Origin of the sequence: Neobacillus sp. SuZ13 (assembly GCF_030123365.1) — a bacterium.
Lineage (GTDB): Bacteria > Bacillota > Bacilli > Bacillales > Cytobacillaceae > Neobacillus.
Map to the genome: position 1 here is coordinate 975049 of NZ_CP126107.1, position 14567 is coordinate 989615.

15 protein-coding genes are annotated in these 14567 nt (G+C 39.8%); 4 read left to right on the top strand and 11 right to left on the bottom strand.

Going from position 1 to position 14567, the window contains the following annotated elements:
* Positions 1-459: 459 nt before the first annotated feature.
* From ilvD to QNH17_RS04700, 10 genes are all read right to left on the bottom strand, one after another.
* A complete protein-coding gene (ilvD, locus tag QNH17_RS04655; RefSeq protein WP_283877636.1) occupies positions 460-2130 on the bottom strand; it encodes a dihydroxy-acid dehydratase in 1671 nt (556 codons plus the stop codon).
* An 11-nt stretch (positions 2131-2141) separates the two neighbouring features.
* Positions 2142-3050 (bottom strand): branched-chain-amino-acid transaminase, encoded by a 909-nt coding sequence (gene ilvE, locus QNH17_RS04660; protein WP_026564531.1) that lies wholly within the window; start codon positions 3048-3050, stop codon positions 2142-2144.
* A 411-nt stretch (positions 3051-3461) separates the two neighbouring features.
* The gene (locus QNH17_RS04665) at positions 3462-4193 is read right to left on the bottom strand and encodes an exonuclease domain-containing protein (protein ID WP_283877637.1); all 732 of its coding nucleotides are present in this window, start codon (positions 4191-4193) and stop codon (positions 3462-3464) included.
* Position 4194: 1 nt separating this feature from the next.
* Positions 4195-5151: a DUF294 nucleotidyltransferase-like domain-containing protein gene (locus tag QNH17_RS04670; protein WP_283877638.1), complete on the bottom strand. Its 957-nt coding sequence runs from the start codon at positions 5149-5151 to the stop codon at positions 4195-4197.
* A 70-nt stretch (positions 5152-5221) separates the two neighbouring features.
* Positions 5222-6481 (bottom strand): ammonium transporter, encoded by a 1260-nt coding sequence (locus QNH17_RS04675; protein WP_283877639.1) that lies wholly within the window; start codon positions 6479-6481, stop codon positions 5222-5224.
* A gap of 216 nt (positions 6482-6697) precedes the next feature.
* Complete coding sequence (locus QNH17_RS04680; protein ID WP_144552670.1) at positions 6698-7024, bottom strand: MerR family transcriptional regulator; 327 nt, start codon at positions 7022-7024, stop codon at positions 6698-6700.
* A gap of 129 nt (positions 7025-7153) precedes the next feature.
* Positions 7154-7333: a hypothetical protein gene (locus tag QNH17_RS04685; protein ID WP_283877640.1), complete on the bottom strand. Its 180-nt coding sequence runs from the start codon at positions 7331-7333 to the stop codon at positions 7154-7156.
* A 27-nt stretch (positions 7334-7360) separates the two neighbouring features.
* Complete coding sequence (locus tag QNH17_RS04690; RefSeq protein ID WP_166256179.1) at positions 7361-7498, bottom strand: hypothetical protein; 138 nt, start codon at positions 7496-7498, stop codon at positions 7361-7363.
* Positions 7499-7685: 187 nt separating this feature from the next.
* Positions 7686-8057 (bottom strand): hypothetical protein, encoded by a 372-nt coding sequence (locus QNH17_RS04695; RefSeq protein ID WP_283877642.1) that lies wholly within the window; start codon positions 8055-8057, stop codon positions 7686-7688.
* A gap of 346 nt (positions 8058-8403) precedes the next feature.
* On the bottom strand, positions 8404-9396 hold the full coding sequence (locus QNH17_RS04700) for an NADPH:quinone oxidoreductase family protein (protein ID WP_283877643.1): 993 nt from the start codon (positions 9394-9396) through the stop codon (positions 8404-8406).
* 287 nt (positions 9397-9683) lie between these two features.
* On the opposite strand from QNH17_RS04700, the gene QNH17_RS04705 reads away from it, so the two are divergent.
* From QNH17_RS04705 to QNH17_RS04715, 3 genes are all read left to right on the top strand, one after another.
* A complete protein-coding gene (locus tag QNH17_RS04705) occupies positions 9684-10514 on the top strand; it encodes a basic amino acid ABC transporter substrate-binding protein (RefSeq protein ID WP_283877644.1) in 831 nt (276 codons plus the stop codon).
* A gap of 102 nt (positions 10515-10616) precedes the next feature.
* Positions 10617-11273 carry an amino acid ABC transporter permease gene (locus QNH17_RS04710; protein ID WP_283877645.1) on the top strand — a complete coding sequence of 219 codons (657 nt, stop codon included), beginning with the start codon at positions 10617-10619 and terminating at the stop codon, positions 11271-11273.
* Complete coding sequence (locus tag QNH17_RS04715) at positions 11270-11992, top strand: amino acid ABC transporter ATP-binding protein (RefSeq protein WP_283877646.1); 723 nt, start codon at positions 11270-11272, stop codon at positions 11990-11992. The genes QNH17_RS04710 and QNH17_RS04715 overlap by 4 nt, the downstream gene beginning before the upstream one ends.
* Positions 11993-12067: 75 nt before the next feature.
* On the opposite strand, the gene QNH17_RS04720 is transcribed toward QNH17_RS04715, so the two are convergent.
* The gene (locus tag QNH17_RS04720; RefSeq protein WP_283877647.1) at positions 12068-12574 is read right to left on the bottom strand and encodes a hypothetical protein; all 507 of its coding nucleotides are present in this window, start codon (positions 12572-12574) and stop codon (positions 12068-12070) included.
* 155 nt (positions 12575-12729) lie between these two features.
* On the opposite strand from QNH17_RS04720, the gene QNH17_RS04725 reads away from it, so the two are divergent.
* The gene (locus tag QNH17_RS04725; protein ID WP_283877648.1) at positions 12730-14400 is read left to right on the top strand and encodes an acyl-CoA dehydrogenase family protein; all 1671 of its coding nucleotides are present in this window, start codon (positions 12730-12732) and stop codon (positions 14398-14400) included.
* Positions 14401-14567: the final 167 nt, after the last annotated feature.

The following is a 14567-nucleotide window of genomic DNA, read 5'->3' on the forward strand; positions in this document are numbered from 1 at the left end:
TGTGAATATTTTAAAGATTCAGCTAGCACATAGTAAAAAAGGCCCTATTCTCCCAGAATAGACTGCAGTCAAGAACATCAAAAGCAGAATAATCGGGGAGAAAAGGCCTTCCATTTTCTCGGTACCACCCGTTTTTACAGCATTCTTACGAATACTGCCTTATGAAGCGACATCTAAAATATGAGGAACGCTTCTTTTGGTAACAGGTGTTCAAGAATGGACACCCGATTAAGCCTACTTAAGTCATGACTGTTCGGCTTAACACTCAGGGATGATGTCAGAATAAGTTGTATTACTGGGCTTCCAGCAACCCCAGCTCTCTGAAAATACGAATTCTTATTCCTTTATTCCCGTCATCGATTTTTGGATATTTTTTTGTCAAATGTTTTTCATTTAACCCTTTAGCACCTTAACTTCTTGAAGAAGGGGAGGGGTACTAAACAATTCCCATTGGTATTTCTAGATTTTCATAATCCCACCAGTATTGGCAGAAGTAACGAGTGCTGCATATCTTGCAAGATAACCTGTTTTAATTTTTGGCTCTGGTTTCACCCATGCCTTTTGTCGATCGGCTAAAACTTCATCATCAACTAGAAGTTCAATGGAGCGTGCTTCTAGATCGATTAGGATTTTGTCACCATTTTCAACAAGAGAAATTGGTCCGCCTTCGGCTGCTTCTGGTGAAATATGACCAATGGAAATTCCGCGGCTAGCTCCAGAAAAGCGACCATCGGTAATCAAGGCAACTTCCTTACCTAACCCACGTCCCATAATTGCGGAAGTAGGAGCAAGCATTTCAGGCATTCCTGGTCCGCCTTTTGGACCTTCATAACGGATAACAACAACGTGTCCTGCTTGGACCGTACCATTATTGATATTTTCTTGTGCCTCATCCTGGGAATCAAAAACGATTGCTTCACCCAAGAATGTTTTAATAGAAGGATCTACAGCACCAACCTTGATTACACTGCCATTTGGAGCAATGTTGCCATAAAGGATGGATAATCCGCCAACTGGGCTATATGGATTGTCTTTGGTCCGGATGACCGTTTCATTCGTGATTGTTGCTTCCTTCACATTTTCTGAAAGAGTTTTACCAGTAATGGTAATACAGTTGTCATGCAAGGCGCCTTCCACTTTATAAAGTTCATTAATAATTGCACTAACACCGCCTGCACGATGAATGTCATCCATTGAATAATCGGATGCTGGCATTATTTTTGCCAGATAAGGAACTCTTTCAGCGATTTTGTTAATTTCACGTAAATCGTAATCAATTCCGGCTTCATGAGCGATTGCCAATGTATGAAGCACAGTATTTGTTGAACCACCCATGGCCATATCTAGGGCAAAGGCATTATCAATTGCCTCTCTAGTAATAATGTCACGCGGGCGGATATCTTTTTTCACTAGTTCTACTAAATACCTAGCGGCTTGACGAATTAGTTCATGTCTTTCTTCTGAAGTTGCAACAATTGTTCCATTTCCAGGAACAGTCATTCCTAATACTTCCATTAGACAGTTCATCGAATTAGCTGTAAACATCCCAGAACATGATCCGCAAGTAGGGCAGGCATTTGTTTCAATGTCTAGCAACTGCTGTTGACTGATGGTTCCGTTATGGTAAGCCCCAACACCTTCAAAAACAGAAGTGAGGGAAAGGTTTTTACCAGTCGATGGTGAAACGCCCGCTTCCATCGGCCCGCCTGAAACAAAGACAGAAGGAACATTGGTTCTTGCTGCTGCCATTAACATACCTGGTGTAATTTTGTCACAGTTGGGAATGTAGAACACACCATCGAACCAATGTGCATTAATTACAGTTTCGGCACTATCGGCGATCAATTCGCGGCTTGGGAGGGAATAGCGCATCCCAATATGTCCCATCGCAATCCCATCATCAACACCGATTGTATTAAACTCAAAAGGAATACCGCCTGCTTCACGAATAGCCTCTTTTACAATCTCACCGAAATGATTAAGGTGTTTGTGTCCTGGGATAATTTCAATGAACGAGTTACAAACGCCGATAAACGGTTTTTCAAGATCACTCGTTTTGACCCCGGTTGCATATAATAGGCTGCGGTGGGGTGCCCGATCAATTCCCTTTTTAATCATATCGCTACGCATGTTTTTAGCTCCTAACTAACGATTGCATGGTTTGCACCTTCTGGGTAACAAGCCACACCGTCTGTTGTTACTATTTTCCTGAATTCTTCTAATAAATCTTTCGTAACTTCACCTGGTTTACCATCATTTATCTTACGTTTATCTACTTCAATAACAGCAATAACCTCTACAGCTGTCCCAGTTAAGAACACTTCATCAGCTACATATACATCGTGTCTTGTGAACGGAGATTCTCTAACCTCATAACCCTTGGCCTTTGCGACATCAAGGATGGCGTTCCGGGTGATACCCTCTAACGCTCCCAAATATACAGGCGGGGTATAGATGGCACCATTTTTCACAATAAAGATATTATCAGCGGAGCCTTCGGTAACATAACCTTGGTCATTCAGCATTAATGCTTCCTCTACCCCAGCTTGATTAGCCTCTAATTTGACAAGAATATTATTTAAGTAGTTCAACGATTTAACCTGTGGGCTTAGAACATCTGGGCGATTTCTTCGACTCGCAACAGATGCAATTTTAATCCCGCGTTCGTAGAACTCTTTAGGATACATTCTTAATTCTTCAGCAATGATAATGACACTTGGCCTGGAGCAGGATGAAGGGTCTAAGCCGAGATTCCCTTTACCACGAGAAACAACGACACGAATATAGGCGCTCTCTAGCTGATTTTTTCTGATTGTATCGACGATTAATTGCGTCATTTCCTCCTGAGTGTAAGGAATATTCAGCATAATGGATTGTGCTGATTCAAATAGTCTCTTTAGGTGTGCATCGAGTCGGAAGACGTTACCGCTATAAACACGTATGCCTTCAAATACTCCATCACCATATAAAAAACCATGATCGAAAACTGAAACTACAGCATCTTCTTTCTTGACGAATTCACCGTCAAGGAAAATCCATTGACTCCCCAACTTGACCACTCCTCTTTTATGATAGACCGCTTTAAATGACTAAAAAAATTTTTAAAAAGAAATTACCATACCCTTCTCCAAATGATGGGGAGCGATGGCACTTAATGAATTGAATGATTATTTTCGATAATCATACAACCAATCGAAAACATGGTCAACACAAAAATCTGACAATTCAAATAAATCAAAAATATTGTTAGCGTTTACATTATTGTTGTGATAAGGAAAACAGCGAAAAAAAGTTTTTTAAAATTTTTTTATTTTTAGGTTATTTTGTCTGTGCTAGGGATTGTAACGGGGCAGATAATCAGGGGTAAGTAAGTTAGAGGTGTTGCAAAGTCGAAATGATTTCGCGCATTAAAATTTTAAATAGTTACAAAAAAACACTAGTTTGAAATAGTGTTTTTGATCTTAAAGCTTTGCAAGATGTTCATACACTTCCTGTAAATTACTATACCCCTTTATTTGGGCTTGTTGTAAATAGCTCCCCCAAATTTGCGCGGTCATCATGGCATCGCCAAGTGCGTGGTGACGATCTTTTATGTCAATCCCACATTGATTACATACATCTTCAAGAGGTAATGATTTCATGGAGGTGTCGGAAAGTCGTATTAAGAAGGATGTATCGATGATTCGATGTTCAAATCGTGTCTTTAGGATGTCCCATGTCATTTTCTGCATAAAGGACTTTTCATGGTTGGAGTGGTGCGCGACAAGAATATGACTTTGTGAATAGTTTAAAAATTGGAGTAAGACATCTCTGGCACTGGGAGCATCACGTAATTGCCTCTCCTGAATGTTCGTTAATGTTACAATTTCATCAGATAAAGGAAGGTCTGATTTTATGAGCGAATAAAAAGTATCATGATTCCTTATATGAGGACCGACCATTTTCACTGCTCCAATTGAAAGGACATAATCCCCCTTTTCTGGATAGAACCCCGTCGTTTCTAAATCAAATACGACTACTTCTAATTCACTAAGCGGGGTGTCTAAATTGTTTTTTCCTTTCATTTCTTTTTGCAGCTGTCGGATGAAGGAAAGATGTTGAGGATTAACTTGTCCCTGAATCCCTGCATAAATATTGGAACTAACCCTGCCGGAAATTTGCCTTAAGTACTGAGCTAAATCATTTATTTTCATTTTATCCCTCCTTTTCGATAAGTTTTCCTGCGAATTGGTAAAGTGCCACGCCGTTTCTAATGATCTCTTTCATCTCATTCTTTTGCTCTTTTGTTAGTTTTTCAACAGGTAGATAGTGCCCCGATTCATAATCTAGTTGGCTGGCAAATTGAAGACGATAGGTTAACAGTTTTAAAAACATGGTTTTATAAAGGTGCTTGTCATGAATTTGTAGTTGGTCAAGCCTTGAGAGGGTGGAGGTTTCCAGGACATGATTTCTTATTGCCAAAAGTCGGACAGCATTGATGTAAGGAAATAGAGCTGTCTCCTTTATATTCAAAGATCCTGCATGTTCCCCGTGCGTCTCCACTAAAAGCTGACCTAATACCCCAATTCCTTTTTTAAAATGATGAGTATTTTTATAAATTCTTGCAAGAATTTGTTCCTTTTGAACCGTTTGATAAGCAAATGTTTTCAGTTGATTCATGAATTGATGCTGGCCATAAAAAGAGCGGCCATCGATAAAAATTAATAGGTAGCGCAACGATTCCCATGAAGATTCGGAAGTCCAGTTCAAAATTTGTTTCTCCCATTCGGTTTGTGATTTGCACCAGAATGGATTGCCTGACATTACGCCGCCATCGCAATAAGGATACCCAACTTGATAAAGACCTTTTGAAACTTCCTTTCCTAATGACAAAAAATAAGCCTTTGCTTCTGGAGACGAATCAAGGTAAATGATACCGTGGTCTTGGTCACTCCAGACCGATTGTTCAAAGCGGCCGGCACTTCCCATGACAAATAAAGAGAAGGGAGAGGGAAGAGGTCCATACCGTATTTGAATTTCCTTCATTGAGATTTCCATAACCTTTTTGATTATGATGTCGTGGAGTTGGTTCAATTGAAAGTGATCTTTGGACGCTTCTTTCATGTGGGTATTTCTGTATTCAGCAATCGCAGAATAGGTATCTTGCTTCATTTTTGTTCACCTCCACTTAAAAAATCTAGAAAGGTGCAAGCCAGAAAGGACTTGCACTTTTCATAAATATTTAAAAAGCTTTTGTTTGTTCTGCCTTTACTAGTTCTGGATAACCATAGCTTCCATGCTCACTCATATCTAATCCAATAATCTCTTCTTCCTCTGTAACACGCAAGCCGTTCATAAACTTTTTCATAAGGGCAAGGAGGATGAAAGAGACAATAAAGGCAAATGCAGCACATGTGAAAACTCCAAGTGCTTGAACACCGAGTTGGTGAAGGCCGCCCCCGTAAAACAATCCTGGCTTACCGACTGTGGCTAATTCTTTAGTGGCGAAGAATCCAGTCGATAATGTTCCCCAGACACCAGCTGTACCATGTACTGATAAGGCTGCGATGGGATCATCAATGCCTCGGTTTTCAAAGAAGCGAATGCTGTAAAAAACAAGAATGCCTGCGATAAAGCCAATTAAGACCGCGGCCCATGTATCTACAAATGCACAAGAAGCAGTAATGGCAACTAAACCTGCTAAGGCTCCGTTTAACATCATTGGAACATCAGCTTTGCCAAGAACCATCCAAGAGACAATCATCGCAGCTACTGTCCCGGCTGCTGCGGCTAAGTTAGTATTAACAGCAACAAATCCAAAGAAAGCTTTATCAACAGTTAATGTACTACCTGCATTAAAACCAAACCAGCCAACCCATAATAGCAAAACGCTTAAAGCAGTAAATACTTGGTTATGACCGGCAAGATTATTGGCCGAGCCATCTTTGTTGAATTTCCCGATACGTGGTTTTAATAGAATCGTAGCAGCAAGAGCTGCCATGGCACCAGTTAAGTGAACAACAGTAGAACCAGCGAAATCTTGTTTCCCGTGCTCGGCTAACCAGCCGCCGCCCCAAATCCAGTGAGCGATTGGTGGATAGACAATGACTGAGAAAAGTAAAGCAAATACAAGGTAGGCACCTAATTTAGCTCGTTCTGCAAAGCCGCCGAACGCAATCGTTAATGAAATACCGGCAAACGCTAATTGGAATAAAAAGAAAACAGCACCAGACAGCGGCAATCCATCGATATCATAGCCTGAATAAAAGAAATCAGAGAATCCGATCAGCGGATTTCCTTTTCCAAAAATTAATCCATATCCAACTGCCCAAAATACGATGGAACCTATTCCGAAGGTTAGGATCGTTTTGCCTGCAATATGACCTGCATTTTTCATTCGGGTTGAACCTGTTTCTAAAAGGATAAAACCTCCAATCATTAAGATGACAAGTACTGCTCCCACCATTACCCATAGGCTATTCATTAAGAATGTAGTATCCATTTTTTCTCCCCCTTTGAAATGATGTTAATATTCTTAACATTTGGTATGTTAGTATTCTTACATGATTTTAGATTGGTTTCTATAAGTTTGGGAGATTATCTAACATGGATTTTGCAAAATGGGTATTTATCTTAACTTATAGACTGAATGATGTGCAGTGGAGGATGAAAAATCCCATTCCTTTATTGAAGGAATGGGATTATACTGGGCAGCTCCTTATTTTTTTCGTAAACCAAATTGAGCATTTAATTGCCCTTGGATCATCTGCCTGCGAATCTGTTCTTCGTTGTGTTTCTTTTGTTCACGCAGCATTTCCTTCCTGATATCATGTGTTTGAATGCCATCTTCAATTTTATTAGCAATCTCCATCAGCAATTCCACGTCTGAAAAGGAAAACTTACGGCTTCCCCCCGCAGACCTTTCCGGAAAAATTAATTTTCGTTCCTCATAGTAACGGATTTGCCGTTCGGATAGACCTGTGAGATCCCTGACGATGCCTATTGTGATTACCTTTTTATCTTTATAAGAGATTTCTTTTCCCATTTTTGTCGCTCACCACACCCTATTGTTTACAGATAGTTAGTATTCTTTTTCATAATATTATAATATGTTAGATTACCTTACATGGGACTAGATTATCATACTATTTTGCTTGTTTGTCAAAATAAGTATTTATGGAGTCATTTTTTTTGAGTCGGCTGAGGAGAATGTTTTATCGTATAATCTTTCCAGTTCTGAGAAGGTAAGGGAGTGTAGTTCTTGATGTGTAAAATCAGTCGTACCTGATTCTAACAACTTTCTTAGATAAAACCGTCTAAGGCGTTCGAGTCCTTTCCTTAAGCGTGTTGTCAACTTTTCTTCCCCCTTTTCAAATGGAAATTAATAATTTTGTAGTCTCCTTAAAAGTTCGTTCGCTTGGGAGCCCATTGTTTTCATGAGTTCTTCATACAACTCATCCCTTAATTTATCTAATTGAAGGATTCTTTCAGCGAGTTTAATATCATTTCTTCGATACATTTGAAATCTTCCTTTCTCTTGTGGTTTATATAAAAAAGTTAACTGAATTTTCGCTCCTTGTCAGTGGATTTGTAAGATATCCTAACAGAATTTTAATATCATCCTTCGAATTGGTAAAAAACCTTACCAATTTTTAATTCATTATGTAAAAGAACCGGACATCTGTCCGGTTCTTCGAAAGTTTTTCTTAATATTCTCCATCAAATGGAGTGAATGGGAAGTTGAATCTTCTTTCAACAGCACGAAGACGTTGATTTACTCTTTGAAGTCTGCGGTCGAGCTGTGCTACTTGACGTTGTAGTTGATTGATCTCTCTTTCCTGCCGCTCATTTTGCCGCTCCAATTGATTCAGTCTCCGCTCAACTTGTTGTGGCTGTCTTGCCGGGTCATATTGTTCTGGTAGATAGGGATTAAATGGTTCTGGTTGTTCATAGTAATTTACTTGTTCTGGTTGACCATAGTAATTCATTGATTCGGGTTGAACATATGCATTATATTCCATCGGCATTTGAGGCGTTTGAGGAATTTGAGGCATTTGATAAAGACCATACGGATTCATTTAGGCATCTCTCCTTATGTTGTAAATACCCTATAGATTATGTGGGTGAATATAAGGAGTAACGGCGAATGCCCATAGACATCCTCTGTCTTTATGCCTAGATAGTACTTAAAAATGGCTACGTTAAACTTGTCTGTTGATTTCCGTTCCAGGCGCTTCGCTTTCCGCGGGCGTTGCGGGGAGCCTCCTCGGCGCTTTTAGCTCCTGCGGGGTCTCCCCTGCCCCGTACTCCCGCAGGAGTCTTCGCGCCTTCCACTTCAATCAACAGGATGCCAAAATCAGCATTAACCTTTAACGCACCTATAAAATAAAAACGAGATGAAAAAGTCATCTCGAAAACAAATTTTTATATTTTTACGATGATTCTGCCCCGTGCTTCACCTTTGAGTATCGAAGATAAATAAATGGGTAATTCGTCTAGTGATACTTCCTTATTCATCACTTTTAATAAATGCTCTGGTTTAAAGTCAGCGGCCATGCGCTTCCATAAAGCTATTCTTGTTTCCATTGGGCAATACACGGAATCAATACCAAGCAAATTAACCCCTCTAAGAATAAATGGGAATACTGTGGCGGGAACATCGCCGCCACCGGTAAGTCCGCTGACTGCCACTGAACCATTGTATGTAATTTTACTAAGGATCGAGGCGAGTGTTTTGCCGCCAACGGGATCCACTGCTGCTGCCCAAAGCTGCTTATCTAAAGCTCTGATTTTCTGACCTGTTACGTCTTCACGGGAAAGGATATCGCTTGCTCCAAGTTCAATAAGGAAGTCATGTTCGGATTGTTTGCCTGTACTCGCGACCACATGATAGCCTCTGTGGGCAAGAATCGCTACTGCGATACTGCCAACCCCGCCGGTAGCCCCCGTTACAAGGACCTTGCCGTTATTAGGAGTTAACCCGTTTTCTTCTAAGCGTTGAACGGATAATGCGGCTGTGAATCCCGCTGTACCGTAAACCATTGCTTCCTTTAATGATAGTCCCTCTGGCAATGGGACTACCCAATCAGCAGGGATCTGAGCATATTCACTATAGCCGCCATAATGAGAGACACCAATCTCATAACTTGTAGCAATTACTTCATCGCCTTCTTTAAAGCGAGAATCGTTCGAACGTGCGACAACTCCGGAAAGATCAATACCAGGAATAAATGGGTAGGATCTGACAATTTTTCCATCAGGTGTACTCGCTAATCCGTCCTTGTAGTTCACACTCGAATAGCTGACCTTGATAAGGACGTCACCTGGAGGAAGGTCTTTCAACGATATTTCCTTTACGTTTACAGTAAAGTCGCTTTCAGTCTTGTCTACTACTAATGCTTTAAATGATTCGTTCATTATTTTTGCCCCCAATACTTCTCAATTCATTAAATATAATATAAACACCTTCAACTATTCAATGACAGGGAGGTGACAGTTGCAATGGTAGATAGCTCTGGACTAGTTAATGTTTATAAAAGTATTATCCTACGATGTTAAATACTTTAGTTAATTACAGTATTAATATAGTAAATTATTTAAAATATTGAATATAGAATTAAAACAGGTTATAATCATTTATATTCGAAATATTATCAAAATTTTAAAAAAATACTTTTTAGAAAAAACATTGGAGGTCTGGAAAAATGAAGAAATTTAAATTAGTTTCAACTTTTTTTATGGTCGCACTTCTTTTAGTTCTGTCAGCTTGTGGTACTAGTAAAAGTACAAGTACAGGTACAAAAGCAGGAGGAGACACTGAAAAGAAAACACTGCGTGTGGTAACAGATGCTGCCTATGCACCGTTTGAATATCAGGATAAGGGAGAAGTTGTCGGTTTTGATATCGATTTTATCAATGCAGTGGCAAAAGAAGCAGGCTATAAAGTGAAAGTTGAACATGTCGGCTGGGATCCAATTTTTGTTGAATTAGATAAAAAAATTGCTGACATTGGTATTTCTGCCATCACGATTAACGATGAAAGAAAACAATCCTATGATTTTTCAGTGCCATACTTTTTATCAACCAACAAAATCCTTGTTCCAAAAGATAGTGACATTAAGAGCGCAGCTGATCTAAAAAATAATAAAACGATTGCCGTTCAGAATGCGACAACAGGACAAGAAGCTGTTGAAGGCCTATTAGGCAAGAATAGTGATAAAATCAAAAAGTTTGAAAATAATAATCTAGCAATCTTGGAGTTGAAAAGCGGCGGAGCTGATGCTGTAGTTGCTGATAACACAGTTATCGAGGAATATGCAAAAAACAATCCTAAAGATAATTTTGTTGTTATTGAAGACTCAGCTGCTTTTGCAAAAGAATTTTACGGACTAATGTTTCCAAAGGGAAGCAAGATTAAAGCAGATTTTGATAAGGCTGTAAAAGCAGTAATTGATAACGGAACCTATACAGAAGTATACAAGAAGTGGTTTAAAGTAGAACCAGATACACAAATCTTAAAAGATCAACAGCAGTAAACAGCGCTGAATGAATTGCGTAACTCTTAACCAAGAAGTTACGCAATTTTTGCTAGTTAGACTTGAATAATTAGCTTTTTGTTTAATAGGGGGATTTATTGTATGGATTTTCGTTGGGATATTTTAGTTGAATACGCTCCATTTTTCCTAAAAGGAACGCTTCTAACTATCGGGCTTTCTATCGCAAGTATTTTAATTGGTACCATTCTTGGCTTATTCATCGGATTAGGAAAAATAATGAAAAATAAGCTCCTCGCTTGGCCATTTACTATTTACATTACTTTTTTTCGAGGGACACCCTTACTTGTTCAGATATTATTAATCCATTTTGCCGTTGTACCACTTTTTCTTGATGAAACCAGTCCCGTTTTAGCCGCCATTCTTACTCTATCGTTAAACGCAGCGGCCTATATCGCTGAGATATTTCGAGCAGGTATTCAATCGATTGATCGCGGCCAAATGGAGGCTGCACGGTCATTAGGGATGAATCATATACAAGCCATGCGCTTTGTTGTCCTGCCGCAAGCATTCAAACGAATGATTCCGCCCCTTGGAAACGAGTTCATCGTCCTAATAAAAGAGTCATCGTTAGCGGCTCTTATTGCTGCCCCTGAACTTATGTATTGGGGACGAGCCATGCAAGGACAGTATTTCCGTGTGTGGGAACCGTATCTTGCCGCGGCAGTTATTTATCTCGTGTTAACACTTTCTTTAAGCTTCCTGCTTACTCGTCTTGAAAGGAGGTTGGCTACTGAATGATCCAGGTAAAGAATTTGAAAAAATCCTTTGGGCAAAATGAGGTCCTAAAAGACATTAACGTTACAGTTAAAAATAAAGAGGTAGTCGTGGTCATTGGTCCATCAGGTTCCGGGAAATCGACGTTTCTCCGCTGCATTAATATGCTCGAAACCATTACAGGGGGACATGTCTATATTGAAGGTGTCGACCTGACTGACAAGAATACCGATATTAATAAGGTACGGGCAGAGGTGGGGATGGTTTTTCAGCAATTCAATTTATTCCCGCATAAAACCGTGATTGAAAATATTATGCTTGCACCAATGAAAGTGAGAAATACTCCTAAGGAAAAGGCCAGAGCTAAGGGGTTAGAGCTTTTACGAAAAGTTGGTTTAGAGGATAAGGCGGAAGCCTATCCTGATTCCTTATCCGGCGGACAAAAGCAGCGTGTTGCAATTGCAAGGGCACTTGCAATGGAGCCGAAAATCATGCTCTTTGATGAACCAACGTCCGCACTAGATCCTGAAATGGTCGGTGAGGTTTTGGAGGTTATGAAGGACCTCGCTAAAGAAGGAATGACCATGGTGGTCGTGACTCATGAAATGGGTTTTGCTAAAGAAGTGGGTGACCGTGTTATTTTTATGGACGGTGGTTTGGTGGTTGAAGAAAATATACCAAGCGAATTATTTAATCGTCCACAAGAAGAACGAACCAAAGCATTTTTAAGTAAGGTTTTATAATTAAAAGGGAGGCCAAAAGCCTCCCTTTCGTATGTTCTATTTCCCTTGATTCCATCTCTAAAAACCTCGAAATTCTTATTCCAAATCAAAAACTTCGACAATTAGGTCTGCTTTTTTTCGGTTTTGACATAGTTTAAATAATTTTTCCAAAAATATATCTACTTCAAGTGCCGAGGTGGGCAGTTTGATATGGATGGTAGTTGAACCAAACATTTGCTTAAAATAGGCTTTTCTTTGATCGTTTTTTCCATCTCGTTTAAAGGGCTTATATGTCCAAACAATATGAGGAAAACCGTCTATTTCTTGAATTTGTCGGATCTCTGCGCAAGTCGTGGAACGGTCATGTGCATAAATGACTAAGTAATAGTTGTCATTTCGGTGCCAATCAATGAATACAAAGTAATAGCCAGTATCAGTATCTGACCTAGTAATCTCAAATGCAGCGAGGGTAGGTTTGCCATTTGTCCATTGATGAAACTTCTGCAAACGTCCACCCGAAGTTTCAAGTTTTTTTGTCTCAAAGACCGCTGAAGATGCGTTCTCGATAAAGTTAGCTAAAAAGATAGCTTGTTCCTTTTCCAAAGATGATTTCCCCTTTATGTATTTGAACCAATTATACGTTGAAAATGTATAAAAAAGAAAGTGTGTTCAAAATTACATTGAATTCATTTTTAACAAGCAAGGAACGTGTTATACTTAATTTATTGACTATTCTGAAAATATGGAGGTATTCCAGAATGAATTTTTATAAAGAAGATTTATCGTTTCAATCCTTGCTTAAAGAGTTACTCGATCCATCTTTTTTCGAGTTTGCCGACAAAGAACTGACTGCTTTTGGTGAAAAATGCGCCACGGTTATTGACTCGCGGGCAAAGTTTACGGACAGGGAAGGACAGCCGCGCTTAATTAAATATGATGCTTATGGTGAAGATATTTCTAAAGTATGGGTGAATGAAGGTTATCGTAGAACGGTAGAAGATACCTATAATACCGGAATTGTCGGCTATGTTCATAAAGAAATCCCCGGGCTTGGGGAGAAGGGGAATTATATTTACTCCTATGCCCAAGGTTATCTGCTTTCACAAACAGAACCCGGGTTTTACTGTCCAGTCACATTGTCGATGGCCACTGCTTATTTACTTAACCAGTATGCTTCAGAAGAAATGAAGGAACGATTTTTGCCGCATGTCCTCTCAACAGGAGAAGTTCCGCTTTATGAGGGGGCGACATTCCTAACAGAGCGGCAAGGGGGCTCAGATGTCGGAGCGAATGAGACGAGTGCTGTGGAACACGGAGAACATTTCAAGCTTTATGGTGAAAAGTACTTTGCCTCCAATGCCGGTATGTGCGGAGTGGCGATGGTCTTAGCACGGAAGGAAGGCGCTCCATCTGGGACGAAAGGGCTGACTTTATTTGCCGTACCATGGAGGAATCAGGATGGCACGCTAAATGGAATCCGGATTCGCCGCTTAAAAGATAAGCTTGGAGTCAGGGCTGTCCCTTCGGCTGAAGTGGAATTCGATGGTGCTGATGCATTTGTGGTTGGAGATCCTTCGAAGGGTTTCTACTATATGATGGAAGCTCTTAATCTCTCAAGAGTATGCAATGCTGTAGCCTCACTAGGAATTATGAGAAGGGCCTATCATGAAGCAAAGGAATATGCCTTAAGAAGGGATGCATTCGGCAGTAAACTAGCTAACTATCCAATGGTTAAGGATACACTGACACGGCTTGCTGTAAAGTTGGAAATTGAGACACGTACCGTTTTTACGTATCTTCCATTGTTTGAACGGGTTATGAATAATGATGCGAGTCAGAAGGAGACGATTCTTAATCGTTTGTACATTGCTCTTTTGAAAAAAGAAACAGCAGAACAAGCGATTCACTTTACGCATGAAGCCATCGAAATGCATGGTGGCAATGGTTATATCGAAGATTTTGTGACTCCGAGATTGTTACGGGATGCCCAAGTTCTGACTGTCTGGGAAGGAACGGCTAATATTCTCGGCTTAGAGGTCCTTCGCTTAATGGAGAAGTTTAAAGCAGAGGAACTATTTATCGAAGAAATGAGTGAACGCTTACACAGTGTTGGCCATTTGCCATCTGAATGGACTTATTTAGTAGAAAATAAGTTAATTCAGTTACAGAACTTATCGAAATCATTGAGGTTGGCATCGGCAGACCAAAAGACTTTTCATTCGAAAAAGGCTGCCGAACTTATGGTGAAAATTTTTGAAAGTATTGTGGCGCTTGAGCAGGCTGCCAGCGGGGACACGCGTGCCATCAAGGTAATGGAGATCTTTTTAGAAGAAACATGGAAATCATCTTTTTTGTTCAATGAAGAAATGAGGACAGTGAATTATTTTTCTGAGATTGTCTTGAATGAAAAAACTGTGGCTGTTAGATAAGAAAGGTCTTTAGTAAGCTTGCCATTTCCGGGCAGGCTTATTATAAGTTCTGAAAAATATGTAATAAGTTCTACTTTGTCTCCAAAATGAAATATAACTGACATCCTTTTAATAAATTGCTCTGGTAGAATCGTAATAATTGAGACTTAAAATCGGATAATCCGTCG

What these genes read in the sequence shown, in the direction of transcription:
- ilvD (WP_283877636.1), bottom strand. Translation starts at nt 2,130, where the DNA reads ATGCGTAGCGATATGATTAAAAAGGGAATTGATCGGGCACCCCACCGC.
- QNH17_RS04665 (WP_283877637.1), bottom strand. Translation starts at nt 4,193, where the DNA reads ATGAAAATAAATGATTTAGCTCAGTACTTAAGGCAAATTTCCGGCAGG.
- QNH17_RS04670 (WP_283877638.1), bottom strand. Translation starts at nt 5,151, where the DNA reads ATGAAGCAAGATACCTATTCTGCGATTGCTGAATACAGAAATACCCAC.
- QNH17_RS04675 (WP_283877639.1), bottom strand. Translation starts at nt 6,481, where the DNA reads ATGGATACTACATTCTTAATGAATAGCCTATGGGTAATGGTGGGAGCA.
- QNH17_RS04680 (WP_144552670.1), bottom strand. Translation starts at nt 7,024, where the DNA reads ATGGGAAAAGAAATCTCTTATAAAGATAAAAAGGTAATCACAATAGGC.
- QNH17_RS04690 (WP_166256179.1), bottom strand. Translation starts at nt 7,498, where the DNA reads ATGTATCGAAGAAATGATATTAAACTCGCTGAAAGAATCCTTCAATTA.
- QNH17_RS04695 (WP_283877642.1), bottom strand. Translation starts at nt 8,057, where the DNA reads ATGAATCCGTATGGTCTTTATCAAATGCCTCAAATTCCTCAAACGCCT.
- QNH17_RS04700 (WP_283877643.1), bottom strand. Translation starts at nt 9,396, where the DNA reads ATGAACGAATCATTTAAAGCATTAGTAGTAGACAAGACTGAAAGCGAC.
- QNH17_RS04705 (WP_283877644.1), top strand. Translation starts at nt 9,684, where the DNA reads ATGAAGAAATTTAAATTAGTTTCAACTTTTTTTATGGTCGCACTTCTT.
- QNH17_RS04710 (WP_283877645.1), top strand. Translation starts at nt 10,617, where the DNA reads ATGGATTTTCGTTGGGATATTTTAGTTGAATACGCTCCATTTTTCCTA.
- QNH17_RS04715 (WP_283877646.1), top strand. Translation starts at nt 11,270, where the DNA reads ATGATCCAGGTAAAGAATTTGAAAAAATCCTTTGGGCAAAATGAGGTC.
- QNH17_RS04725 (WP_283877648.1), top strand. Translation starts at nt 12,730, where the DNA reads ATGAATTTTTATAAAGAAGATTTATCGTTTCAATCCTTGCTTAAAGAG.